The sequence below is a fragment of the Micromonospora sp. WMMD736 genome (assembly GCF_049179015.1).
In the GTDB taxonomy this organism is placed as follows: domain Bacteria; phylum Actinomycetota; class Actinomycetes; order Mycobacteriales; family Micromonosporaceae; genus Micromonospora.
Genome location: NZ_JBMHMI010000001.1, coordinates 5,888,797 through 5,912,625, shown reverse-complemented (window position 1 = coordinate 5,912,625; position 23,829 = coordinate 5,888,797). Strand labels below are relative to the sequence as shown.

At 70.9% G+C, this 23,829-nt stretch carries 20 protein-coding genes and 1 pseudogene; 7 read left to right on the top strand and 14 right to left on the bottom strand.

The features are described from left to right. Positions 1-7: 7 nt before the first annotated feature. The 5 genes and pseudogenes from ACN269_RS26690 to ACN269_RS26670 all read right to left on the bottom strand — a co-directional run bounded on the left by ACN269_RS26690 (position 8) and on the right by ACN269_RS26670 (position 4,395). A complete protein-coding gene (locus ACN269_RS26690) occupies positions 8-1,258 on the bottom strand; it encodes a M50 family metallopeptidase (RefSeq protein ID WP_421474997.1) in 1,251 nt (416 codons plus the stop codon). After that, positions 1,258-2,469, bottom strand: a complete 1,212-nt coding sequence (dxr, locus tag ACN269_RS26685; protein WP_421474996.1) for a 1-deoxy-D-xylulose-5-phosphate reductoisomerase — start codon at positions 2,467-2,469, stop codon at positions 1,258-1,260. Before dxr ends, ACN269_RS26690 begins: the two co-directional genes overlap by 1 nt. A 135-nt stretch (positions 2,470-2,604) precedes the next feature. Then, the gene (locus tag ACN269_RS26680) at positions 2,605-3,246 is read right to left on the bottom strand and encodes a Uma2 family endonuclease (protein ID WP_421474994.1); all 642 of its coding nucleotides are present in this window, start codon (positions 3,244-3,246) and stop codon (positions 2,605-2,607) included. Between the two features lie 181 nt (positions 3,247-3,427). After that, positions 3,428-3,598 (bottom strand): annotated as a pseudogene (locus tag ACN269_RS26675) (DUF397 domain-containing protein); the annotation flags it as partial. After that, positions 3,589-4,395, bottom strand: coding sequence for a helix-turn-helix domain-containing protein (locus ACN269_RS26670; protein WP_421474992.1), 807 nt, complete (start codon positions 4,393-4,395; stop codon positions 3,589-3,591). The gene ACN269_RS26670 and the pseudogene ACN269_RS26675, both read right to left, overlap by 10 nt. Before the next feature lie 302 nt (positions 4,396-4,697). Between ACN269_RS26670 and ACN269_RS26665 the strand changes: the two genes are divergently transcribed. Next, entirely contained in the window at positions 4,698-4,955 is a 258-nt protein-coding gene (locus ACN269_RS26665; protein ID WP_421474991.1) for a hypothetical protein, read from the top strand. Between the two features lie 112 nt (positions 4,956-5,067). Then, the gene (locus ACN269_RS26660) at positions 5,068-5,511 is read left to right on the top strand and encodes a hypothetical protein (RefSeq protein ID WP_421474989.1); all 444 of its coding nucleotides are present in this window, start codon (positions 5,068-5,070) and stop codon (positions 5,509-5,511) included. Between the two features lie 88 nt (positions 5,512-5,599). Here ACN269_RS26660 and ACN269_RS26655 read toward each other — a convergent pair whose 3' ends face one another. Continuing rightward, positions 5,600-9,253: a CARDB domain-containing protein gene (locus ACN269_RS26655; protein WP_421474988.1), complete on the bottom strand. Its 3,654-nt coding sequence runs from the start codon at positions 9,251-9,253 to the stop codon at positions 5,600-5,602. A 411-nt stretch (positions 9,254-9,664) separates the two neighbouring features. Continuing rightward, positions 9,665-10,216, bottom strand: a complete 552-nt coding sequence (locus ACN269_RS26650; RefSeq protein WP_421474987.1) for a GNAT family N-acetyltransferase — start codon at positions 10,214-10,216, stop codon at positions 9,665-9,667. A gap of 51 nt (positions 10,217-10,267) precedes the next feature. On the opposite strand from ACN269_RS26650, the gene ACN269_RS26645 reads away from it, so the two are divergent. After that, on the top strand, positions 10,268-11,098 hold the full coding sequence (locus ACN269_RS26645) for a YhjD/YihY/BrkB family envelope integrity protein (RefSeq protein ID WP_421474986.1): 831 nt from the start codon (positions 10,268-10,270) through the stop codon (positions 11,096-11,098). On the opposite strand, the gene ACN269_RS26640 is transcribed toward ACN269_RS26645, so the two are convergent. The 4 genes from ACN269_RS26640 to ACN269_RS26625 form a co-directional block, all read right to left on the bottom strand. Continuing rightward, positions 11,099-12,316 (bottom strand): ABC transporter permease, encoded by a 1,218-nt coding sequence (locus ACN269_RS26640; protein ID WP_421474985.1) that lies wholly within the window; start codon positions 12,314-12,316, stop codon positions 11,099-11,101. It abuts the gene before it with no gap. Then, the gene (locus tag ACN269_RS26635) at positions 12,313-12,990 is read right to left on the bottom strand and encodes an ABC transporter ATP-binding protein (RefSeq protein WP_421476581.1); all 678 of its coding nucleotides are present in this window, start codon (positions 12,988-12,990) and stop codon (positions 12,313-12,315) included. Before ACN269_RS26635 ends, ACN269_RS26640 begins: the two co-directional genes overlap by 4 nt. 65 nt (positions 12,991-13,055) lie before the next feature. Further along, complete coding sequence (locus ACN269_RS26630) at positions 13,056-14,159, bottom strand: efflux RND transporter periplasmic adaptor subunit (protein ID WP_421474984.1); 1,104 nt, start codon at positions 14,157-14,159, stop codon at positions 13,056-13,058. Then, positions 14,149-14,742 carry a hypothetical protein gene (locus ACN269_RS26625; RefSeq protein WP_421474983.1) on the bottom strand — a complete coding sequence of 198 codons (594 nt, stop codon included), beginning with the start codon at positions 14,740-14,742 and terminating at the stop codon, positions 14,149-14,151. Before ACN269_RS26625 ends, ACN269_RS26630 begins: the two co-directional genes overlap by 11 nt. Positions 14,743-14,854: 112 nt before the next feature. Here ACN269_RS26625 and ACN269_RS26620 point away from each other — a divergent pair, with 112 nt between their 5' ends. From ACN269_RS26620 to ACN269_RS26610, 3 genes are all read left to right on the top strand, one after another. After that, positions 14,855-15,556: a response regulator transcription factor gene (locus tag ACN269_RS26620; protein ID WP_421474981.1), complete on the top strand. Its 702-nt coding sequence runs from the start codon at positions 14,855-14,857 to the stop codon at positions 15,554-15,556. Then, positions 15,546-17,378 carry a HAMP domain-containing sensor histidine kinase gene (locus ACN269_RS26615; protein ID WP_421474980.1) on the top strand — a complete coding sequence of 611 codons (1,833 nt, stop codon included), beginning with the start codon at positions 15,546-15,548 and terminating at the stop codon, positions 17,376-17,378. Before ACN269_RS26620 ends, ACN269_RS26615 begins: the two co-directional genes overlap by 11 nt. 94 nt (positions 17,379-17,472) lie before the next feature. Beyond that, complete coding sequence (locus ACN269_RS26610; RefSeq protein WP_421474979.1) at positions 17,473-19,068, top strand: phytoene desaturase family protein; 1,596 nt, start codon at positions 17,473-17,475, stop codon at positions 19,066-19,068. 123 nt (positions 19,069-19,191) lie between these two features. Here the strand turns inward: ACN269_RS26610 and ACN269_RS26605 are convergent, their stop codons facing one another. Beyond that, positions 19,192-20,781: a Rieske 2Fe-2S domain-containing protein gene (locus ACN269_RS26605; protein WP_421474978.1), complete on the bottom strand. Its 1,590-nt coding sequence runs from the start codon at positions 20,779-20,781 to the stop codon at positions 19,192-19,194. A 197-nt stretch (positions 20,782-20,978) separates the two neighbouring features. On the opposite strand from ACN269_RS26605, the gene ACN269_RS26600 reads away from it, so the two are divergent. Beyond that, complete coding sequence (locus ACN269_RS26600) at positions 20,979-21,203, top strand: DUF2631 domain-containing protein (RefSeq protein WP_234584241.1); 225 nt, start codon at positions 20,979-20,981, stop codon at positions 21,201-21,203. A gap of 88 nt (positions 21,204-21,291) precedes the next feature. Here the strand turns inward: ACN269_RS26600 and ACN269_RS26595 are convergent, their stop codons facing one another. Together ACN269_RS26595 and rlmN are read right to left on the bottom strand one after the other, a co-directional pair. Then, positions 21,292-22,581, bottom strand: coding sequence for a DivIVA domain-containing protein (locus ACN269_RS26595; protein WP_421474977.1), 1,290 nt, complete (start codon positions 22,579-22,581; stop codon positions 21,292-21,294). 31 nt (positions 22,582-22,612) lie between these two features. Beyond that, complete coding sequence (rlmN, locus tag ACN269_RS26590; RefSeq protein ID WP_421474975.1) at positions 22,613-23,770, bottom strand: 23S rRNA (adenine(2503)-C(2))-methyltransferase RlmN; 1,158 nt, start codon at positions 23,768-23,770, stop codon at positions 22,613-22,615. Between the last annotated feature and the right edge of the window lie 59 nt (positions 23,771-23,829).

Sequence of the window (23,829 nt, the reverse complement as noted above, 5' to 3'; positions counted from 1 at the left end):
CAGGCACTCACCTTGAGAAGAGCGTGATCGGGTTGACGACGTCCGCGGCGATGGTGAGCAGCGTGAAAGCGCCACCGATCAGGATCACCGCGTACGTGAAGGGCATCAGTTTGAGGTAGTCGACCCGGCCGGGGTCCCGCCGGCCGATCCGCGCGTAGATCCAGGAGCGGGCCCGCTCGAACCAGGCGATGGCGATGTGGCCGCCGTCGACGGGCAGCAGCGGCAGCAGGTTGAACACGCCGATGAAGAAGTTCAGCGACACGAACAGCATGAAGAAGACAAGCCAGGCGTCGTTCTCGACCGCCTCGCCGCCGAGCCGGCTGGCGCCGACCACGCTGATCGGGGTGTCCACGTCCCGCTCGCCGCCGGTCAGGGCGGTCCACAGGGCGGGGACCTTCTGCGGGATGCGCTGCAACGCCTGGGCCGTGCCGACAGCGAGGTCGCCGGTGAAGTCGGCGGTGGCGCCGAAGGCGGCCCCCGGCCCGTACGTCACGCGGGGGGGCGTGGTGGGAACGACACCGATGCCGAGAGCGGCCACCGGTCCGACGGTGCCGCCGGGGTTGTCCAGGGGCGGACGCTGGGTCTGCGCCAGCACCGTGCTGACGCTGCCCGGCTGCCCGTCGCGAACGTACTCGATCCGCGTGGTGTCGCCCGGCTTGAGCCCGCGCAGCGCCGTCAGCAATTCGCCGTAGGTGCCGATCGTGGTGCCGTTGATCGAGGTGATCCGGTCGCCGTCGCGCAGCTGGGCCTGGGCGGCCGGGCTCGCGGGGTCGGCCGGCGTGCACTCCCGCACGACGTTCTCCGGCACCACGCACGGCCTGAGTTCGATGACGGCAGGTTCCTGGCGGGCCTGCGCCTCCGTGGTCGGGAAGGCCGGGTTGGGCAGGCCGGCGGAGACGGCGAGGATCCAGATGGTGACCAGCGCGAGCGCGAAGTGCGTGATCGAGCCGGCGGCCATCACGATCGTCCGCTTCCAGACCGGGTAGCGCCACATCACCCGCGGCTCGTCGCCGGGCTCGACGTCGTCGTCCTGCGGCGTCATCCCGACGATCTTGCAGAAACCGCCGAGGGGGATGCCCTTCAGGCCGTACTCGGTCTCACCCCGCTTGAACGACCAGATGGTGGGGCCGAAGCCGACGAAGTACTTCGTCACCTTCATCCCGAACATCTTGGCGGTGAGCAGGTGCCCCGCCTCGTGCAGACTGACCGAGACGAGGATGGCCAGGGCGAAGAGGACCACCCCGAGCAGGTACGACATCAAGCTCCTTCCACCGAACCCGCGATGATCTCCTGCGCATGCGCGCGTGCCCACGACTCGGCCGCGAGCACGTCCTCGACGGTACCTGGTTCGGCGAAGTCCGGAGCGTCCTCCAACACCCGCTCAAGGGTGTCGACGATGCCGAGGAACGGCAGCCGTCCGGCCACGAACGCCGCCACGCACTCCTCGTTCGCCGCGTTGTAGATAGCCGGGCGGCAGCGCCCGGCCTCCCCGGCGGCCTTGGCGAGGGCGACGGCCGGGAACGCGTCGTCGTCGAGCGGCGTGAACTCCCAGGTGTGTGCGGTTGTCCAGTCGACGGCGGTGGCGGCCTCGGGCACCCGGTCCGGCCAGCCGATGCCGAGCGCGATCGGCAGTCGCATGTCCGGTGGGCTGGCCTGGGCGATCGTCGACCCGTCCACGAACTCGACCATCGAGTGGATCACCGACTGCGGGTGGACCATGACGGTGATGTCGGCGTACGGCACGTCGAACAGCTCGTGCGCCTCGATCACCTCCAGTGCCTTGTTGACCATGGTCGCCGAGTTGATCGTGACGACCGGCCCCATGTTCCAGGTCGGGTGCGCGAGCGCCTGCTCCGGCGTGACCTGCGTCAACTCGTCGCGCTGCCGCCCCCGGAACGGGCCGCCGCTGGCCGTGACGATCAGCCGCCGCACCTCACCGCGCGAACCGGACCGCAGACACTGCGCGAGCGCCGAATGCTCCGAGTCGACCGGCACGATCTGCCCCGGCCGCGTCACCGCGGCCTTGACCAGCGGGCCGCCGGCCACGAGCGACTCCTTGTTGGCGAGCGCGAGAGTACGACCACCGCGCAGCGCGGCCAACGTAGGAGCGAGGCCCAGCGAGCCGACCACCCCGTTCAGAACGATGTCGCACGGCCACTGCGCCAACTCGGTCATGGCGTCCGGCCCGGCCACGATCTTGGGAAGCTTGAAGTCGCCGGTGGCCCAGCCGCGCCGGCTCGCCTCGGCGTAGAAGGCGAGTTGCAGGTCCTGGGCGGCGGACGCCTTGGCCACCCCGACCGCCTCGACGCCCAGTTCGAGAGCCTGCGCGGCGAGCAGCTCGACGTTGCCCCCACCCGCCCCGATCGCCACCACCCGGAACCGGTCCGGATTGCGCCGGACGATGTCGATGGCCTGCGTGCCGATCGAACCGGTGGACCCGAGCAGAACAAGATCGCGGGGGGAAGTCACGGGGCCATTCTCCCCCACCGCCGCTGTACGCCCGCTGGGAGCCTCAGCCCTCGCGCACCCTTGATCCACACGAGTTCGCCGATCTCGGGGTATCCGCAGCTCTCGGACACCCCCACAGCGCCGAAACCGTGTCGATCAGGAGGAGCCCGACTCGTCCGGTGCCGCCTCCTCGTCCAGCAGTTCGGCCGGATCGATGGAGAACCCGAAGGGCTCGCGCATCGCGAAGGTGGTACCCGCTGCTGCGGCAGCCATCGGCCGGTACTCCCCGTCGACCAGCTCGAACAGAGCCAGTGTCGGTACCCGGTTGCGCAGGTCCACCCGGAGAAAGAACGGAACTCCCGCAGCCGCGTACTCCCGGGGCCGGTCGATCACGTCCTTGCGGCGGTTGCCCGGCGAAACGATTTCTCCGAGTAGCACCGCGTCGGTGATGGGAACCGTTGTGCGGCCGCCCCCGGAGCTGCGCAGCACAACGATGTCCGGAATGAAGAGATCATGCCCGGAGAGGACGTTGATCTCCGGATAGACCCAGAAGCCGGCCTTTCGCGCAGCACGGTGGAGCACGTAGGGCAGTTCCCGCTCGACCGACTGATGGTCGATCCCCGCATGTGGTGTCACGATCACACTTCCGCTCAGGACCTCAACCTTGGGGCCGTTGGTCTCCGGCAACAGGTCGAGGGCGAGCTGAGCGGTCCACGGCTCGTCGTGCCACCGCAGCACGTCGAACGACGGCTCGATGTGCTGCGGCGCCGGCTCCGGCGCGAACGCTGCCTGGGCCATCCGGGCTCACCCCCCTCAGCGGACCATCATGCTCAGGTCAGCCTAGCCACCGCCGCCCCCGCAGCACGTCATCGCACACCGAGTCCGCCACCGATCGCGCACCAGATTCGCGCGGCACGCGCAGATCTTGGACACTTCCCGTTCCGTCGGAACGGGAAGTGTCCAAGATCTGCGGTACGGAAGCGGTGAAGGCGGCCCAGGCCGAGGGGGTGAAGGTCAGCACCGGCCCCTGCCGGTCCTTGCTGTCGCGTACGCCGACCAGGTGCGACAGATTGGTGGCCACCTCTACGCAGGTCGAGCCGCCGTTGTCGCTGCGGGTGGACGTGCGCCACACCGCACCGGTCAGGTCCATGACTTCGCCAACTCCCGTACGAGATCCCGTGAGGCCCGCCGGGGCAACGCCTCGCCCCGCAGGCTCTCCCATCTGCGCCGAAGGTTATCAACGTCCTCCGGGCGGTCGGTGACGTGCGCGCGGACGGCGGTGTCGAGGTGCGCGACCTCACCGCTGTCGGGTGTCCGGGCCAGGATGAACGGGCCCGCCAACCCGGCGTGCATGCCCGCCTCGGCCGGCACCACGTAGAGGTCCACATGCGGCTGCTCGGTGATCTGGAGCAGGTGCTCGAACTGCGCCACCATCACGGCCGGTGCGCCGATCGCCCGCCGCAGCACCGCCTCGTCGACCACCGCCACGAACTCCGGCGGGTGCTCCCGGCTCAACACCGACTGCCGGTCCATGCGTGAGCCCACCCGCTGCTCGATTTCCGGCTCCCGCAGCATGCCCCCGCCGCGCAGCACCGCCCGGGCGTACGCCTCGGTCTGGAGGAGGCCGGGAATCAACGACGGCTCGAACCAGCGGATCATGGTCGCCTCCCGTTCGACGGTGATCCACTCACGCAACCAGGGTGGGGCCGCGTCGGCCCGGACCAGGCCGAGCAACCGCTCGAACAGCCCGCCGGCCTCCAATACCCCGTCGACCCGGGCGACGAAGTCCTGCGAGGGCGTGCGGTGACCGATCTCCACCATCCCCACCAGCGACGACGAGTAGCTGATGCGCTGGGCCAACTCCTCCTGGCTCAGCCCGCGCTGCCGGCGAGCCCGTCGCAGCTCCGCTCCGAGGAACTCCAGCGTCGACACCGGGCCGCTGTCCATCACACCTCCACCACATCTCGCCCACCGATCACCACCGGCCATCACCGCGAATCGGCGGATCGGCACAGCCGGCGCTGAGGGCGCTCACCACCTTCCGGCGGTAGTCGCGTCCACACCAGAGTGTGAACAGGCGCGAGGAAGGTGGGTGCGATGGGCAGGCAGGTCAGGCCGGTGCCGCTGACACCGCAGCATCGCCGCAACTGGGCGCGGTGGGGCCGGTACTGCACCTGTGGACTGCGCTGGCCCTGTCCGGACCGCCGGCGTGGTGCGGCCCGGCTGGTATGGCCGGGCCGGTGGACCCGATGACCGCGCCACGGTGGATCATCCACCTGCCGACCACGCTGACCAGCCTCGACGAGGTCACCGCGCTGGCCGTGGCGCTGCGCGACTCGCTCGGTCACCTCGCCGTCGTCGACTTCGGCGAGACGACGCTCAGCGAGGAGGACGCGCAGTTCCTGCGTACCCGAGTGTTCTGTGACGCCCGGCTCGGCGAAGCCGGCCGGTGCCGGCGGCCCGACGCCCACGACGGCCCCTGCGGGTTGGCCCGGCACCGCAGGTGACCCGGCCGACCATGACCGACCGTCATGATCGTGCGTCTGATCGACGGATGGCCCAGGGTGCCCCGCTCCGCGAGCATCAGCGGCGGTCATGGTCAAACACGGAGGGGACCACATGAACCAGAAACTTCAGACCCGCGCGTTCGAGCGGGTGGCGTCGATCCTGCAACCCGGGGAACAGCCGATCACCGCTACCCGGGCGATGATCGGGAGTTACTCGGCCGGTCGACTCGGGACGGTCGTCTCGCAGGGACTGATCACGGCCGGTGCCGGGATGGTGGGCCACGCGCTGTCCCGGACCAAGAAGCAGTTCGTCGTCCTCACCGACCGGCGGCTGATCTTCCTGCCGCAGACCTTCCTCGGCGGGCCCGGAAATGGTGTGCTCGGCGAGGTGCCCCGGGAACAGGTCGCACTCGCCGAGGCGAAGATGGGCATCGTGAGCCTGCTGCGCATCGCCTTCGGCGCTGCCGGGGACGGCATCAGCCTGACCTTCCCCCGGGTGGACAAGAAGAACGCCGAGGCCCTCGCGGCGGCCCTGGCACCGGTGCCGACCGCCTGACCGGTCCGCGGGAGGACCTGATCGACCCGGGTTCATGGAAATCGGGGTGTCCGCAGCACGCGGACACCCCGATTTCACGTAAACCGGGTCAGCCGCCGTTGATGACGAACTGCGAGCCCGGCTGGACGACGATGTTGCCGTCGGCCGAGTTGGTGATCGTCACGTTCGTGAGGTTGGCGTTACCGCGCGCCCCGCTCATCGCGAGGATGCCGGCACCGTTGTTGGACTTGTCGATCCGTACGTTGGTGATGGCGACGTTCGGCATGTTGCCGCCGCCGTTCTTGAACTGGATTCCGTCGTACGTCGAATCGACGATGTCGGTGTCTCGTATGGTGACCCCGGTGATGTCCCGGGTGGACGGGAAGAGCGTGATGGCGCCGAACTCCTGGTCCTCGTTCCAGAACGCGCCACCGGTGCGGTAGAGCCCATTGTTGGCGATCAACGTCGTGCCGGAGAACGGCAGCGGGTCGTGATCGGTCGCCAGCATGATGCCCGGGTAGTTGGCGGTGTCGTAGACCAGGTTGTTCTCGATCGAGTTGTCGTAGCCGCCGTAGATGGCGATGCCGTTGGCCCGCCAGGGCAGCTGGACGGTGTTGTTGACGAAGTGGTTGTCGTGCGCGATGTCGACGCTGCGGTCCTTGACGTACGGGTTGGCCCAGACCGCGAGCGCGTCGTCGCCCGTGGTACGGAACGACGAGTTGAACACCCGCGAGTTGCGCGTGCCGTTGCTGAAGTTGATGCCGTCGGCGTACGTGTTGCGGATCCGCATCCCGCTGAACTCCAGCCCGTCGGCCGGTCCCCACAGGTCGGGGATGTTGTCGTAGTCGCGGCCCACCCAGACACCCACGTTGGCGTGCTCGATCCAGACGTTGCTGATCTTCGTGCCGGTGCCGAACCGACCGTTCAGACCGACGCCGCCCTCGGCGTTGCCGTCACCGCCGCGGATCCGGCCGGAGCCGAAGATGGCGATGTCGGAGATCTGGGTGTTCTTGTCGATGTCGAAGCCGAAGTTGCCCTCGTGCGGGTGGTTGATGCCGCCCACCACGTTCTGCGGCTCGGTCAGCGTGTAGAGCTGCGAGTGCCACATGCCGGCACCCCGGATGGTGACGTTGCTGATGCCGACCTGGTTGTACATGCCCCGGTTCAGCGGGTCGTCGGTCAGGATCTTCTGCTCCTGCCGCCACTGGCCGGCCGGGATCCAGACGCAGCTGATGACGCCGTTCTGGTCATCGGTCACGGCCCGCTGGATGGCGGCCGTGTCGTCGAGCCCGTCGTTCGGGACCGCGCCGTACTGGGTGATCGAGGTGCAGCCGGCGGGCTGACTCAGCGGCGGGGCGACCTGCTCCAGGTCGATCATGTCGATGACGTAGAACGAGGCGGTGTCGCCCGAGTCGCGCTGCAACTTGAAGCGGGTGCCCGCCGGGTACGACTGGGACAGCAGGGCGTTCGACTCGTCGAACAGCCGTCGGGCGTCGGCCTGCGGGGTGTTGGTGAGCGCCTCCGGCCCGTCGGTGTTGCCGTAGAGCCAGCTGTGCTTCGACGACAGGGTCAACTTCCGGGAGAAGACGTCGTTGACGTAGAGGCTGATGGTCGCCTCGATGCCACCGCCACCGGGCGCGTCCGGGATGGAGTTGCGCACCACGATGGCGTTGGCCTGGTTGGCCGAGGTGAACTCGACGAACTGGCCGGTGCTGGTGAGGCGTACCGACTTGCGGCCCGAGGACTCGCTGGCGAAGTTGGTGTGCCCGAAGGTACGCAGCGGGTCGGCCTCCAGCAGCGTGCCCGAGTAGCGACCGGCCTCCGCCTCGTAGGAGACGTACGGCACCGCCGCGCCGCGACCCACCACGATGGACTGGCTGAGGGTGTTGTTGCTCTCGTTGGTCTCGGCGACCACGTTCGTGGCGTCGGCGGTGGCGGTGAGGGTCGCGCCGCCGCTGGTGGCGGTCCAGCTACCGCTGACGGCCACGGTGACCGTCGCGCCGGCCGCGATCGAGGCGGTGTTCGTGTTGAGCGTGGTGCCGCCCGCCACCAGCCGGGTGACGGTGGTCGCGCCGGTCGCGGTGGTGCCCCGGTTGCGGACCGCCACGGTGAAGGTGACGGACGCCCCGACGGCCGGGTTGGCCGGGTTCGAGGCGATGTTCAGCACCTGGAGGTCGGGCCCCGGTGCCTGTGCCACCACCAGCGGCGCTGCCGCCGTGAGGCTGTTGTTGCCGTTGTTCTGCTCGACGACCGTGTTGGCCGGGTCGGCCGTCGCCGCGACGGCGTAGCTGCCCATCGGCCGTGTGCCGGCGTTGAACGACACGGTGGTCGAGGCTCCGGCGGCGAGCGCGCCCACCGTGGCGCTGCCGACGACCGTGCCGGCCAGGCTGAAGTTCACCGTCGTGGCCGCTGCGGCGGCGGTGCCGACGTTCTGCACGACAGCCGAGAGGGTGATCGCGGAGACCTCGCTGGGCGACGTGGGCGACCAGGTCACCGAGCTGACCACCAGGTCCGGGTTGGGGGCCGGCGTGCCGCAGACCTCCAGCTCGGCGACCTGGCCGGAGGGGGCGCCGGTGTTGCCGGTGAACCGCAACTGCACGTCCGCGGTGGTCGCGCTGACCCCAATGGTCACCGTGTTGACGCCCTGGACGAACTGGTAGGCCGCCGCCGACACCAGGCTGGTGTACGACGACGACGCCTGGTCGCGGCCGAGGACCTGGATCGTCTGGGTACGGGTGCCCCAGGACGGGTCGGGGTTGAGCTTGACGGTGACGCCGGAGATCGAGTGGTTCGCGCCCAGCGCCACGGTGAGGTTCTGCGGGTAGCTGGCCGCGCCCTCCCAGTAGGTGCCGAGTTGCCCGTCGTTCGCCTTGTCCGGAGTGAAGGTGAAGGTGGAGCCGCTGGCCGTCATGGTCTTGCCCTGCGCCACGTTGGTGCAGGCCGGCGGGTTGCTGCCGGTCCGGGTGACGGTGTTGCTGTTGCCGGACAGGTTGCCGGCCCCGTCGCGGGCGCGGACGTAGTACGACACCGTCGCGGTCGCCGGCTGGCTGTCCTGGTACGTGAGGACGGTGCCCAGCGTCGCGATCAGGCTGCCGCCCCGGTAGACGTTGTAGCCGGCGAGGCCGCTGCCGCCGGAGTCGGTGGAGGCAGCCCAGGTGAGCGTGATCGTGCTGCCCGACGTGCTCTGCGACAGCGTCCCCGGGACACTCGGCGCGGTGGTGTCACCGGTGCCGCCGCTGCCGTACACCTCCAGCTCGGAGAGCTGCCCGGCCGGCCAGCCGCTGTTGGCGGTGATGGTGATCCGGACGTAGCGGGCGGCGGTGGCGCTGAAGTTGATGGTGGCGGTGCTGCCGCTCGCCGGGTCGAAGGTGTACGTCCGCGACCCGACCAGGTCGGTGAAGGACGAACCGTCGACGCTGCCCCGCACGCTCAACGTCTGCGTCCGGGTGCCCCAACCGTTCGTCGGGAGCTTCAGCACGACCTGGTTGACCGACTGTGCCGAGCCGAGGTCGACCTGCACCCACTGGGGGAACGAGTTGTTGACGCTCTCCCAGTAGCTGCCCGCGTTGCCGTCGACGACCTTCGACGAGTCGTAGACGTCGGCGTGGCCGCTCTCCTGGGTGGGACGGCCCTGGGCGAGGTTGGTGGCCGCCGCGGCGACGGCGCTGCTGGCGGCGGCCGGTTGGCCGGCGGGGCGGGCGGCGGGGGCCGGGGTGGCGAGGGCGGTCGCGATCAGCGTGGTCGCGACTGTCGCCGCCACCATCCTGAACAGTGTCGCTCGTCGTCTCATGACTGTCCTGTCGTCGGGGGACGGTTGCCGCGGGCAGGGGTGACCACGGTGGGGGTGGGGTGGCGGTGCGTCGCCGACCGGTGAGGCGGGCCGGCGTGCGAGGGGTACGACCATCAACGGGCCTCCCCAGGAGACCCGTTGAATCTTCCGCGAGCATGCGCAGATCCGTGCATGTGTTTGTCTAGTTCTTGCGTAACTTTGACCAAAGGTTACTGACGTGCTACGGGAGCGTCAATACTTCGACCATCGTGACTATTGACGGAGTTGCCCACTCTTGGCGCACCTCTGACGGCGCACAGTGCGGGGAAGGTGCCACCTCCGACGACTGGAGGCGCAACCTTCCCCGATGCTGTACGGATCTTGCGTCAGGTGATGCCGGAGCGATCAGTCCCCTGGAGCCGTCAGGACGAAGGTCTCCAGCAACTCGCCGCCGTACCAGTCGGTGCGCTGGCAGACGTGCGCCATGCCGAGTCGCCGGCACACCGCCATCGACGGCTCGTTGCCGGGCGACACGACCGCGTAGATCTCCGGGGTGCCGGTGGCGAACTCCCGGGCGATCAGCGCCCGGGCCGCCTCGGTGGCGTAGCCGTGACCCCACGAGTCGGGGTGCAGGTGCCAGCCCACCTCGATGTCACCGGTGAGCTCACCCTCGTCGCGTCCCGGCAGCGGCTTGAGCAGCGCCGTGCCCGCGACCACACCGGTCCCGCGCACCTCGATCGCCCAGGTGCCGTACCGGCCGGCGTCCATGGCGTGCCGGTCCCGCCACATCCGCAGCCGTTCGGCGGCCTGACCCGGCTCGGTCATCGGCAGACCCGGTGACACGCCCAACCAGCGGGTGATCTCCGGACGCTTGTAGATGTCGTAGATCCGGGCCAGGTCCGCCGGTTCGTCGGTCCAATCGCGCAGGATGAGGCGTTCGGTGGTGACAACAGTCATGACCGGCGATCTTAAGGAGTGAGCTCCCCGACGACAGGGAAGGAGAAGCCGATGGGCAGCGGATGGCAGCGCGCGAAACGGATCACCAGTGCCGCGTTCCGTCCGGTGCGCGGACGCGACCTGTCGCTGCACGCCGCCGCGATCACCTTCTACGGCGCGATCGCCGTGGTCCCGGTGGCGTTGCTGGCCCTCTGGCTCACCTCGCTGATCGCGGGCGACGACCGGGTACGCCGACTCACGTCGTACGCCGTGGAGGCCCTGCCGACGGCGATCGGCGCGCCCCAGGCGGTGGCCGCCCTGGTCGACGCCGGGGTGCGGTTGACCCCGCTGCTGGCGCTCGCCTCCCTGCTGCCCGCGTCGCTGTACGGCGAGGGGCTGCGCCGGGCGTTCGTGTCGGTGGCCGCGCCGCGCACCGACGAGCACCTGGTGGGATGGCGGGGTCGGCTGCTGTTGTTGCCGCTGCTCGCGCCCGCCCCCGCGCTGCTGCTGTCGATCCTGCTGGCGCTGCCGCTCACCACCCGACTGGTCCGCCAGGGCGGCTGGGTCGGCGCGCTGGGCGTGGTGCTCTCCTTCCTAGCGGTCTGGCTGGTGCTCACCCCGGTGCTGGTGTGGGTGTTCCGGGTGGTCGGTCCGGCGTCACCGGACTGGCTCTCCACCCTCGCGATCGGTTCGTTCACGGCGGCCAACCTCTCCGGGTTCCTGCACGGTTTCGTGCTGTTCGCGTCGCTCCCGCTGGATTTGGGCGTGCCGTTCGGCGGCTTCGATCCGATCGGCGCGGGCGTGGCCGTGCTCCTGTGGCTGTACGTGTTCCACGTGATCGTCCTGGCCGGCTACTCGGCGACCCTGGCCCTGTCCCGTTGGCGTGCCCAGCGGCAGAGCTGATCACCCGGCGGCGAGCGCCTCGGTGGGGGTGAGGCGGGCGGCGCGGATCGACGGGTAGACGCCCGCCACCATCCCGACCAGCATCGCACCGGCGACGCCGCCGGCCACCGAGGTCACCGGGATCGTCGGCGGCCACCCCTGGTAGCTGGCGTACCCGACCGTCGCGAGCACGCCGAGCACCGCTCCGGCGGCACCGCCGAGCACCGACAGCAGCACCGACTCGGTGAGGAACTGCACCCGGATCTGGCCACGGTTCGCGCCGAGCGCCCGGCGCAGACCGATCTCCCGGCGGCGTTCCAGCACCGAGATGACCATCGTGTTGGCCACCCCGATCCCGCCGACCAGCAACGCCACGGCGGCCAGCCCGAGGAACAGCGCGGAGAACGTGTTCTCGGTGGCCCGCTTGGCGGCGAGCGCATCCGAGGGGCGGCTGACCTGGATCAGTCCGGGCAACTGCGGGTCGAGGGTGGCCGGCAGCACGGCGCGCACGTCCTCCAGCGCGGCCTCGCGGGCGCGCACGTACACGACGGTGGGATGCCCGTCGAAGCCGAGCATGTTCCGGGCCGCGTCCCAGCCGACCAGCACCGAACGGTCCAGGTCGGGGGCGATGGGCAGCGGATCGAGTACGCCGATCACGGTGAACCACCGCTCGCCGACGAGCACCTGGGGCGGCCGGCCCGGGTCGACGGTGGCGAACCCGAGCCGGCTCGCGGCCACGTAGCCAAGCACGGCGGTCGGCAGCCGCGCCGTGCCGTCGTCCAGGAACCGGCCGACGCGGACCCGTCCGTTGACGGTGTCCAGCAGATCCGGGCGCGCGGCGAGGGTGGTGAGCCCCGACGTGTCGTAGCGGTCCACCAGGTCGTTGCGGCGGACCGCGACGTGGGTGTTCGCGACCGCGCTCACCGTCTCGACGGGCCCGATCCGCTGCACCATCGGCACCGACTCCTCCGGCAGCAGCACGGGCGGGTCCTGGTCCGGCACGGGTTCGGCACGCAGCAGGTTGGTGCCGAGAGCGGAGAGTTGGTCCATCAGGTCGCGTTGGCTCGACGCCGGGATGCCGACCACGACGATCATCGTGGCGATGCCGATGGAGATGCCCAGGGCGGACAGCACCGCCCGCATCCGCCGGCTGGTCAGCCCGAGCAGACCGAGCCGGAGTACGTCGCTCGGGGCGAGCCGGGGCGGTCGGCCGCCGGGTGCCGCGGTCGGTGTGGTCATCGGTGGGTCCTGTCGAGGGTGTCGGAGACGATCCGCCCGTCGCGGATGTCCACCTGCCGAGGGGTCCGGGCGGCGAGATCCCGATCGTGGGTGATCATGGCGATGGTGGTGCCCTCGGCGTGCAGGCTCAGCAGCAGCGCCAGGACCGCCTCGCCGTTGGCGGTGTCCAGGGCGCCGGTCGGCTCGTCGGCCAGGACCAACGCCGGGTCGTTGACCAGCGCCCGCGCGATGGCGACCCGCTGGCGTTCCCCGCCGGAGAGCTGGTGCGGCAGGTGGTCGATGCGGTGCGCCAGGCCGACCCGGGCCAGCGCGTCGACGGCCGTACGGCGACGGCGACGACGGGGTACGCCGGCGTAGAGCAGCCCGGTGGCGACGTTCTCGGCGGCGTCGAGCCCAGCGACGAGGTGGAACTGCTGGAAGACGAAGCCGAGCCACCGGCCCCGCAGCGCGGAGAGCCGCCGGTCGGACAGGTCCGTCACCTCCTGCCCGGCGACGCGTACCCGCCCGCTGCTGGGCGCATCGAGCGTGCCCATGATGTTCAGCAGGGTCGACTTCCCGGACCCGGACGGTCCGACGATGGCGAGGAGCTCTCCCGCGCGCACGGTCAGCGAGACGTCGTCCAGGGCGGAGACGCCGCCCGGGTACGTCCGGCTCACCCCGTCGAGTTGCAGCACCGGCTCCCGGTACGCCGGGGTCACCTGGGTCGGCGCGTCCCGGACCGGAAAGGGGATGACGGTACTCACGCGGCGGTCACCACCGTGAGTCCCGCGGTGACGCCGTCGCCGCTGACCTCGACGAGCCCTCGGGAGAACATCCCGGTCTGCACGGCCAGCAGCCCGCCGTCGGGCAGTTGGAGGGCGTGCCCGCCCTCGCGGAGCGCCACCAGTGCGCCGACCGGTACGGCCAACACGTTCCTGCGGGCGCTCGTGGTGAACGTGACCTGCACCGACGCCGCGTCCAGCTTCGCCACGTCGGCCGCCTTCGCCGGCGTGACGAGGACGTCCACCTTCGGTGGGCCGGTCTGACCGGTCCCCGTGTCGGGGCCGCCGCCCTGCACCGTGTGGGAGATCGAGGCGACCCGACCGGGGACCTCGGTCGTGTCGGGCAGGGTGATCGCGACCGTCGCACCCACCCGGATACTGCCGACCTCGGTCGCCTCCACCGGGACGGTCACCAGCTTGACCTTCTCGGTGACGGCCACCAACTCGCCGCCGACGGGGTCACCGGGCAGGGCCTTCACCGCGCTCACCCGGACCGGCCCCGGCAGCACGACGGCCTGCCCGACCTCGATCCGCCCGGAGGGTTCCAGGTCGAGTGCCTGCTGCCACTTCTTGATCGCGGCCACCAGCGTGTCGGTGAGCAGGGCCCGACCCGGGCCGATCTTCGTGCCGTCCTTGGCGCGGGTCGGCTGCGTGCCGGTCGCGTACCCGAGCGCCTTCAGGTTGTCCCGCACGATCAGCACGTCGCTGCCCACCAGGCCGGGCTTGTCGAGGGTACGAAAGAGCGGGGTGCCGCCGAACAGCACCGGCACCGGCCGGTCGTCGACCCAGTAGAGGGGCTTGCCCCGGGCCACCGTGTCACCGACCTTCGGCAGGCGGGTGACGACGCCCTCGCCGGTGCCCTTGACCACCCGCTCCGGGCCGAAGCCGAGCGTTCCGTCGAGGGAGCGGCTGTCCGACAGGTCGGTGCTGATCACCGTGGCCGTCGTCACCGGCGGCGGGCCGCTCGTCGTACCGTCGTCGTGCCGCCGCAGGGTCAGCGCCGTGACGCTCGCGCCGAGGGCGACCACGACGGTCACCACGGCCACGGCGAGCGCGGTCCGCCGCTTCGGCCTAGCGCCCACCGAAGGTCTCCATCGTGCACTCGCGCTCCACCTTCGAGAGCGTCGGTCCGTCGTAGCCGCCGGACGGGTCGGCGACCCCGTCGTCGTACGTCCAGCCGGAGCCGTCCGGCAGCGAGTGGATCTTCATACCGCGACCCCGTAGGCACTGCACGTAGTCGTTCCACTGGGCCTGGTAGTTCGGGTTCTTCGCCTGGTCCAGCTCCGGCGGTTGCAGGGGAAGCTTGTTGGCGCACGCCACGTACGCCGCCTTCGGCTCGCCACTCTGGTCGAGGGAGAGCCCCGGGCCGTCCCCCGTGGCCCCGGCCGAGCGGCCCTTGTTCTCCTGCACCCCGTTGTCCCGCAGGCAGAGGTGGTACGCGTACCAGAGCCGGTTCTCCTCCTCGTCGGTCGTGTCCAGGCGCAACTGCGGCCGACCGATCGTGGCCGCGCCGGAGGCGGAGGCGCTCGGCGTGACGGAGGCCGTGGCGAGGGAGGCGACGTCGGCGGCGCCACCAGCGTCGGACTTCTCACCGCCGCAGCCGGCGAGGACCGTGGCGAACAGGGTGAGCGCGGCGAAGCCGACTCGTCGTGATGCGTACGTCATGGCAGCAGCCTCACGAACAGTTGTCAGAGACCTGTCAGGAAACGGTCCTCATCCAGTAGCCCCAGCTCACAGGCCTCGTTGACGGCGATCCAGGACACGTACGCTCGCTGCCGTGACTGCACGCGTGCTGATAGCCGAGGACGACGAGAAGCAGGCCGAGTTGGTCCGCCGCTACCTGGAGCGGGAGGGGCACACGGTCGTCGTCGTCGGCGACGGGCGGGCCGCCCTGGAGCACATTCGCCGGGATGCGCCGGACCTGCTGATCCTCGACGTGATGATGCCGAAGGTCGACGGCCTGGACGTCTGCCGCATCCTGCGCCGTGAATCCGACCTGCCCGTGCTCATGCTGACCGCCCGCGCCACCGAGGACGACCTGCTGCTCGGCCTCGACCTGGGCGCCGACGACTACGTGACCAAGCCGTACAGCCCACGCGAGTTGGTGGCCCGGGTACGGACGCTGCTGCGCCGGGGCCAGCGGACGGCACGCGCGGCCGACCCGGTGCTACGGGTCGGCGACCTGCACGTCGACCCGATCCGCCACGAGGTACGCGTCGACGGACGACGCGTCGACTGCACACCGGGCGAGTTCCAACTGCTCCAGGCGATGGCCGCCCAGCCGGGTCGGGCCTTTACCCGGGACCAGCTCCTCGGCCACCTGCACGGCTTCGACAAGTACATCACCGGCCGGACCGTCGACGTCCACGTCATGCACCTGCGCCGGAAGATCGAGCCGAACCCGCGCAGACCGGTCCGCCTGCTGACCGTCTACGGCGTCGGCTACAAGCTGGCGGAGGCGCACCACCATGCGGCGTGAGGTGCCGCTGCACCGCAGCCTGCTCCTCCGGCTGCTCGCGCTGGCCGTCCTCATCGCCGTGGGTTCGATCGCCGCCACGGCGTGGCTGGCCGTCCGCACCACGACCGGGGCGATCCGGCAGGAACAGGGGCAGGCGCTCGCCGACGACGCCCGCATCTACGACACCCTGATCGGCTACGCGGCAACCCACCCGAGCTGGGACGGCGTCGAGGCCACCCTGCGACCGCTCGCCGACCAGGTGGGCCGGCGGATCACCCTGACCACCGAGTCGGGCACGCCACTCGCCGACTCGGCGCCGCAGGCCGGCCCGCTGCCCACCACGCCCTCCGCGACCATCGACGCGCTCGCCGTCGACACCGCCCTTGCCCCGGGCTCCCCCGCGCTCGCCGACGCCGCGCGGATCGACCCCCGCGCCGCCGGCCCGTACCTGCTCCCGCCCGAGGAGCGCCGCATGCTGCTCGACCGGGCGGACCAGGCCGTGCTGTGCCTGCGGATGCGGCCCAGGATCGCGGCGGTCGTGGCGCAGGGGCCGACCGGCCGACCCCGGATCCAGACCACCGGCACCGAGCTGAACGACGACGCCGTCTGCGCCGAACCGCGGGGGAAGCTGGCTAACCCGACCGCCACCGAGCGCAAGGGTCTGGCGCAGCTCAACGCGTTGGTGAACACCTGCCTGGCCCGTCGCAACCTGGCGCCCGTGATCGTCGACCTGAACTGGACGTGGAAGATGCAGCCCGCTCCCACGGGAAGCGCTCGCGCGGACCTCACCGAGGCCGACCAGGACCACAGCCGGGCGGCCAACGCCTGTCTGGGCACCAGCCGCAGGGAACAACTCCTCCCGTACGTCGCCCCGGCGGCGACCCTGTTCGTCTCCGATCCGGCCGGTCGCCCCACCACGACCTTCGACCTGTCCCGCGCCAACCAGGCGCGCATCGTGGCGGTCGCCGGTCTCGTGCTGCTGGTGACCGTCGGAGTCACGGTGCTGGCCGGGGTCCGGCTGACCCGTCCGCTGCACGCGCTGACCGGCGCTGCCCAGCGGATGCGCGACGGCGACGGCGCGGCCCGTGTCCGCGTCACCGGCCGGGATGAGATCGCCCGGCTGGCCGAGGCGTTCAACGACATGTCCGAGCGCCGCGAACGCCTCGAACAGCTGCGTCGCGCCATGGTCAGCGACATCGCCCACGAGCTACGCACACCGGTCACCACGATCCGGGGCTGGTTGGAGGCCGCCGAGGACGGCGTCGCACCGATGGACCGGCGGTTGGTGTCGTCGCTGCTGGAGGAGGCGACGTTGCTGCAACACGTGATCGCCGACCTCCAGGATCTCGCCGAGGCGGAGGCGGGCGCGCTGCGGCTGCACCCCGAGACGGTCTACCTCGCCGACCTGCTGGGCCAGGTGGCCGAGGCGTACCGGGTGCCGGCCGACCGGGCCGGCGTAGCGCTGTCGGTGCTCGTCGACGCCGACCCGCAGGTGTACGCCGACCCGGTGCGACTGCGTCAGGTCGTCGGCAACCTGGTCGGCAACGCGGTCCGCCACACCCCGGCCGGCGGCAGCGTCACGATCAGCGCCGGGGTGGCCGACGGGCAGGTGACCATCGCCGTCGCCGACACGGGCAGCGGCATCAGCATCGAGGACCTGCCCCGGGTGTTCGACCGCTTCTGGCGGGCGGAGAAGTCCCGCAGCCGGCAGACCGGCGGCAGCGGCTTGGGCCTGGCCATCGTCCGCAAGCTGGTAGAAGCCCACCACGGCACGGTCCAGGCGTGCAGCGCGCCGGGCCAAGGCTCGACGTTCACGGTCCACCTCCCCACCCACCCCCGTTGATCAAGAGGTTCGCGTCATCCGGACGGCGTTTCCGGACGCGAACCTCTTGATCAACGGGTTACAGGGGGCGGCGGTGGGACTAGGCTCCGGCGGCATGAGTGGTGAGATTCCCGCCCGAGCCGACGTCGTCGTCGTCGGGAGCGGACACAACGGTCTGGTCTCCGCGGTTCTGCTGGCGCGCGCGGGTCTGGACGTCCTCGTGGTCGAGGCCGCCGACGTGATCGGCGGCGCGACCCGCACCGAGAACCCGTTCCCCAAGGTGCCGGGGCTGCGCCACTCCACCGGCTCGTACCTGCTCGGGCTGATGCCACCGGAGCTGCTGGCCACCCTCGACGTGCGCATCCCGGTGCTGCGCCGCGACCCGCACTACTTCCTGCCCACACCGGGTGGCCTCGGCTCGCCGTACCTGCTCTTCGGCAGCGACACCGCCGCCACCCGGGCGCAGCTCGCCGCGTTCTTCTCCCCCGCGGACGTCGCCGCCGACGACGCCATGCAGGCCGAACTGGCCGCGCTGCGCGAGGACCTCGCCCCGGCCTGGCTCGCCGAGCCGATGAGCGTCGAGGAGACCGCCGAGCGGCACGTCCGCCCAGCGCTGCGGCAGGTCTTCGTCGATCTGGTCCGCGGGTCGGTCGCCGACTACCTGGCCCGCTTCGAGTTCCGCTCCGAACTGCTGGTCAGCATGTACGCCGTCACCGACGGCCTCTCCGGCCTCAACGCCGGCCCGGACGACCCCGGGACGGGCCACAACTTCCTCGTGCACAACATGTGCCGGCTACCCGGCTCGGGCGGCACCTGGATGATCGCCGAAGGCGGCATGGGCACCGTCTCACGGACGTTCGCCGACGCCGCGCGCGCCGCCGGGGCCACCATCGTCACGGGTACGCCGGTGCGCGCGGTGACCCTCGACGGCGGCGCGGCCAGCGGCGTCGTACTCGCCGACGGTCGGCAGGTCGCAGCGCGGGTGGTGCTCGGCGCGTGTGACCCGTACACCCTGATGGAGCTGTTGCCCGACGGCGCGCTCCCGGCGCGACTCGGCGATCGGATGGCGGCGGTCCGCCGGCCCGGCACCACCCTCAAGCTCAACCTGGCGCTGCGCGGCCTGCCCCGCTTCTCCTGCCTGCCCGCCGACGCGCCGAGCCCGTTCGGGTCGACCATCCACCTGCTGCCCGGCTCCGCCTCGCTGGTCGGCGGCGACGCCACCTCACCGATGAGCGCGCTGCGGGCGATGTGGGCGGACGTGCAGGCCGGGCGGCTGCCGGCCGAACCGACCATCGAGTGGTACCTGCACACCACCGTCGACCCGTCGCTCTCCGACACCGCCGGGCACCACTCGTCGGCGCTGTTCGTCCAGTCGGTCCCCTACGCGCTGGCCGGCACCACCTGGGACGCCGAGCTGCCCGGCTACGTCGACCGGCTCGTCGAGATCGTCGAGCGGTACGCCCCCGGCACCGCCGACCTGATCGCCGACGCGGTGCCGCTGCCGCCGCCCGGCATCGAGGCGCACTTCGGCATCAGCGGCGGGCACATCCACCACGTCGACAACACCGTCTCCTTCACCGACCGGATGCCGTACGCCACCGGCATCGACGGCGTGTACGCGGGCAGCGCCGGCTGCCATCCCGCCGGCAGCGTGATCGGCGCCGCCGGCCACAACGCCGCCCGCCGGATCCTCACCGACCTAGCCGTCTGACCCCACCCGCCCGGCCGCCTGCCCGCGTCGATCATGGGGTTGTGATGGTGGACGAAAGTGACCAAACCCTGCACAACGGGCACCACAACTTCATGATCGACGAGGCTGGGGGGCGGGAAGGGGTTAGGAGAGGGCTTCGCCAGCCGGGGCGGGGGTTTCCGCGTCGACGCGGTGGGCGCGGACCTTGTGGCCGACGCTCGTCAGGCAACGGCCGCTGGGCAGGTCGAAGCGCCAGCCGTGCAGCTGGCAGGTGAGCTGGTCACCCTCGACGATGCCGAACCGGGTCAGATCCGCCTTCAGGTGCGGGCAGCGGCGCTGCACCACCCAGTCGCCGAGCGTGATGTCCTCGGCGTCGGTGCTGCGCTCGTGCTCGTCGTACCAGCCCTCGGCGTACTGGAGACGCTCCTCGGAGAGGCACTTGAAGAACGCGTAGACGAACTCGTTGTACTGACCGATCCGCGCCGCCGAGAACCGGCAGGACAGGAAGAGCGAGTTGACCCAGTCCACCTCGTCGATGAAGAGCAGGTGCTCGACCAGCGACCGCTCGGTCCGGAACCGGTACCGCACCTTCTCGTCCGCGTACGGCCGGACCTCCTTGCCCGGGAAGTCCACCACGATCGATTCAATCGACTCACCGCCTGAGTCGTCGGTGCCGACCAGGTCGAAGCGGACCGGGCCGCCGACCCCCTTGGCCAGGTAGATCGACTCGTCGAGCAGCGGCTCGATCCGGCGCTTCATCTCGCCGAGCACGTCCACCTCGGGGTGCCGCCAGGACGCCTTCTCCGCCTCGATGATCGGGCGCTTACGCTCCCGCATCTCCTCCAGATGGGCGACCTTGTTGGCGAAGAACTCCTCGATCGGCACCGGGTGGGTGGTGCTGGCACCCTCGGTGGTGACCTCCGCGACGCTGCCCGGCAGCAGCACGATGCCGTTGGTGCCGCCGACCTTGGCGTACTCCGACAGGAACACCGACTGGTCGGGGAAGATGTTGCCCTCGTCGCCGAAGATGTCGTTGAACTGCCACAGCTCGTCGTCGAGGAAGCACGGCGGGCCGGCGATCGGGAAGACGTGGTCGGCCTTCAGGTCGTCGATGTACCGCCACGTCCGGTCGAACTGCCGGTCGCGCTTCTGCTTGCCGAACGCGGTCTTCGCCGCCTGCGGCAGCTCGTAGACCATCGGGTACCAGATGGCCCCGGAGAACTGGAGCAGGTGCGCGTGCACGTGACCCAACTCGGCGAAGACGCTGAGGTCGGTGGGGCGGGCGTCGTTCTGGTTCAGCAGCCGCACCCCGTCGTACTCGACCCAGAGCGAGGAGTCGCCGATCGGGCCGTCGGTGGGGCTGGTCAACGCCTGGATCATGATCTTCAGGCCGCCGGGCAGGTCCACGACCTGCTCGTTGGGCGCCTTCAGGAACTTGGTGAAGCCCAACGCCCGGAACTCGTCCTCCATCTCGGAGGTGGGGAACTCGGGGAGCAGGACCGTCGCGTCCTTCGAGACGTAGTCCCGCAGGTGCTTCGCGTCGAAGTGGTCCCGGTGCAGGTGAGAGACGTACAGGTAGTCGACCTGGCCCAGCGTCTCCCAGTCGAGCAGCGAGTTGTCGGGGAAGGGAAACCACGAGGCGAAGTAGGCCGGATTGACCCATGGGTCGCACAGGATGCTGCCCGCGGCCGTGTCGATCCGCATGCTGGCGTGCCCGGTTCCGGTCACTCGCACCGCACAGTCCCCCTCAAACAGACAATCAGGTGTACGCCAAACGCTACCGGAGTGAGTCTGACCGCCACCCCTCGACGCCCGTAGAGCCGTCCGGCCTGGGCGGTAGGGCCACATGGCCGGGAAACCCCCACCGCACCGCCCCGGGCGGCAGGCGTGCCAGACTAACCAAAGATCCGATCGCGAGGGAAGGACCGACAGTGGCAGGAAGCGAGCCGGTAACGTCGCCGGACCAGCACAAGCCCGGGCACCGCAAGTCGGGGCGCATCGGCGCCGTGCTGTCCGCGCTGGCGCTGGTCGTCATGGCGTTCTGCGGCAACCACGAAGGCAGGGTCGAGGACATCTGGCTGATCGGCCTCGCCGCGCTGCTGCTGGTCATCGTGATCGGCGATGCCGTGCTACGGCGCAACGGTCTGCGCTCCTGACCCGACCGTCCGCCCGGCCCACCAGCCGAGGAACGCCGAGGGCCCGCCCCCAACCGGGGACGGGCCCTCGTTCGTGTACGCGTCCGGGTCAGCGCCCGAACAGGATGTCCTGCACGTCCTTGAGCGCCGCGTCGACCTCGGCCTCGAAGTAGCCGCCGGGCACCAGGCCGAACCGGAGCGTGTCCAGGTCCTTCGGGTCGACCGGCATCGGGTTGCGACGCTGCATGCCGCCGAGCAGGGACTCGAAGAACTGGTCCACCTGGTCGGGGTCGTACCCGCTGCCGAATCGACGGACCTGGAACCTGCGGCGGATCTGGTCGACCCGGTACAGGTCACTGCCGGGCGGGCCGGCCATCGGCGGACCGCCCATCGGCGGACCGGCGACGGCCGGCGGACCGGCCATCGGCGGACCACCGATGCCCTGCTGCGGCATCGGTGGCGGACCGGCCGGGCCGCGCCGCAGGTCACGTAGGTCACGCTCGGGCATCCGGATCTCGGCCGTCATGTCGGCGCGGGCACGCCGACCGGCCTCGAAGCCGTCGAAGCGGGGCTCGTCCGGCGGCGGCGGGTAGCCACCGGGCGCTCGCGAACCGTCGGGCGGACCGTAACCGCCGGGCATGCGCTGGTCGTCCGGCGGACCGTAACCACCCGGCATGCGCTGGTCGTCCGGCGGACCGTAACCACCCGGCATCCGCTGGTCGTCCGGCGGACCGTAACCACCCGGCATCCGCTGGTCGTCCGGCGGACCGTAACCACCCGGCATCCGCTGGTCGTCCGGCGGGCCGTAACCACCCGGACCGGCCGGCAGGCCACGCGGCGGCAGGCCGTGCCCACCCATCGGGCCGCCAGGGCCCATCGGGCCGGGACCGCCCGGGCCGGGGCCGGGGCCACCAGGGCCCGGCCCACGCTGCGCGTCGTAGCCGCCCCGGGGAGCGTCGTACCCGCCGGCGAAGGCACCGGTGGGCTCGTCGTACCGGCCGTAGCGGTCGGCCGGCGGACCGGCCTGGGCGGGCATCGGGCGGGGAGGCATCGGCTGCGGCATGCCGCCACGGTCGTCGCGCATCGGCGGACCCATCCGGTCCGGAGGGCCCAGCCGGTCACCCATCCGAGGATCGCCGCCGCGCCCGGCGCTGTTGCGCTCCTCCAGCTCGGCCAGCTGTCGCTCGACCCGGTCCAGGTGCAGGTCGACCTGCCACTCGTCGTAGCCGTTGAACCGCACCCGGAAGACGACGTCGTGGACCTCCTGCGAGGCGACGGGCGCACCGACCTGTCGGCCGTCGAGCGTCGCCTCGACCCGGTCGAGGAAGGCGTCCACCTCGTCGACCTTGTATCCCCGGCGAACCGCCTTGCGCCGGAAACGCTGACCCTGACTCGCCACTATGTCTCCTGGTGTCGTTCGCCACGCCCGGTCACGCCGGTGCCTCTTCGGCGCGGTCGGTGAAGGTGTCGGTGTCCTCGGCGGCGGCGAGCTGGCCACACGCGCCGTCGATCTCGCGACCCCGGGTGTCCCGTACGGTGGTGGAGACTCCCGCGTCGCGCAAGCGCCGGACGAACTCCCGCTCGACCGGCTTCGGGCTCGCGTCCCAGCGGCTGCCCGGCGTCGGATTGAGCGGGATGAGGTTCACATGCGCCAACTTGCCGGCCAACAGCCGCCCGAGCAGGTCAGCTCGCCACGGCTGGTCGTTCACGTCCTTGATCATTGCGTACTCGATGGACACGCGACGACCCGTCCGGGCGGCATAGTCCCACGCTGCGTCCAGCACCTCGGCTACCTTCCAGCGCTGGTTTACCGGCACGAGTTCGTCGCGCAGATCATCATCGGGCGCGTGCAACGACAGCGCAAGGGTCACAGAGAGGTCTTCGCTGGCCAGTCGGCGGATGGCCGGAACCAGGCCGACCGTGGAAACGGTGATGTGCCGCTGCGACAGGCCGAGCCCCTCCGGAGCGGGGCTGACCAGCCGACGGATCGCCGCGATGACCCGGTTGTAGTTGGCCAGCGGCTCACCCATGCCCATGAACACGACGTGCGACAGCCGCGGCGGTGAGCCGGCGACCGCGCCGGAGGCCGCCACCCCGGCCAGATAGACCGCCTGATCGACGATCTCGGCGGTGGACAGGTTGCGGGTCAGCCCGGCCTGGCCGGTGGCGCAGAACGGGCAGGCCATGCCGCAGCCCGCCTGGCTGGAGATGCAGACCGTGACCCGGTCCGGGTAGCCCATCAGCACGCTCTCCACCAACGCGCCGTCGTGCAGCTTCCACAGCGCCTTGCGGGTCGCGCCGTCGTCGCAGGCCAACTCGCGCACCGGGCTGAGCAGCTTCGGAAGCAGTTGGTCGGCGAGCCGCTCGCGCGTCGCGGCGGGCAGGTCGGTCATCGCCTGCGGGTCGCGTACCAACCGCCCGAAGTAGTGGTTGGAGATCTGCTTGGCACGGAAGGCGGGCTCGCCCAGCCCGGTGACCAGCGACTGGCGGCCGGCCAGGTCCAGGTCAGCAAGGTGCTGCGGTGGCATGGAGGCCCGGCGTGCGGTGGGGGCGTCCGAGATGGCGGGGATCAGCGGCAGACTCGTCATGGCCGGTCCAGTGTGTCACGCCTGAAGCGTTCGACACCCGTCCGGAGGCGTCGAACCGG

Excerpts from the sequence above, each read along its gene's own strand:
- ACN269_RS26625 (WP_421474983.1), bottom strand. The coding sequence starts at position 14,742 with ATGACGTACGCATCACGACGAGTCGGCTTCGCCGCGCTCACCCTGTTC.
- ACN269_RS26610 (WP_421474979.1), top strand. The coding sequence starts at position 17,473 with ATGAGTGGTGAGATTCCCGCCCGAGCCGACGTCGTCGTCGTCGGGAGC.
- ACN269_RS26665 (WP_421474991.1), top strand. The coding sequence starts at position 4,698 with ATGACCGCGCCACGGTGGATCATCCACCTGCCGACCACGCTGACCAGC.
- ACN269_RS26690 (WP_421474997.1), bottom strand. The coding sequence starts at position 1,258 with ATGTCGTACCTGCTCGGGGTGGTCCTCTTCGCCCTGGCCATCCTCGTC.
- ACN269_RS26640 (WP_421474985.1), bottom strand. The coding sequence starts at position 12,316 with ATGACCACACCGACCGCGGCACCCGGCGGCCGACCGCCCCGGCTCGCC.
- ACN269_RS26670 (WP_421474992.1), bottom strand. The coding sequence starts at position 4,395 with ATGGACAGCGGCCCGGTGTCGACGCTGGAGTTCCTCGGAGCGGAGCTG.
- ACN269_RS26645 (WP_421474986.1), top strand. The coding sequence starts at position 10,268 with ATGGGCAGCGGATGGCAGCGCGCGAAACGGATCACCAGTGCCGCGTTC.
- ACN269_RS26650 (WP_421474987.1), bottom strand. The coding sequence starts at position 10,216 with ATGACTGTTGTCACCACCGAACGCCTCATCCTGCGCGATTGGACCGAC.
- ACN269_RS26655 (WP_421474988.1), bottom strand. The coding sequence starts at position 9,253 with ATGGTGGCGGCGACAGTCGCGACCACGCTGATCGCGACCGCCCTCGCC.
- rlmN (WP_421474975.1), bottom strand. The coding sequence starts at position 23,770 with ATGACGAGTCTGCCGCTGATCCCCGCCATCTCGGACGCCCCCACCGCA.
- ACN269_RS26615 (WP_421474980.1), top strand. The coding sequence starts at position 15,546 with ATGCGGCGTGAGGTGCCGCTGCACCGCAGCCTGCTCCTCCGGCTGCTC.
- ACN269_RS26660 (WP_421474989.1), top strand. The coding sequence starts at position 5,068 with ATGAACCAGAAACTTCAGACCCGCGCGTTCGAGCGGGTGGCGTCGATC.
- ACN269_RS26680 (WP_421474994.1), bottom strand. The coding sequence starts at position 3,246 with ATGGCCCAGGCAGCGTTCGCGCCGGAGCCGGCGCCGCAGCACATCGAG.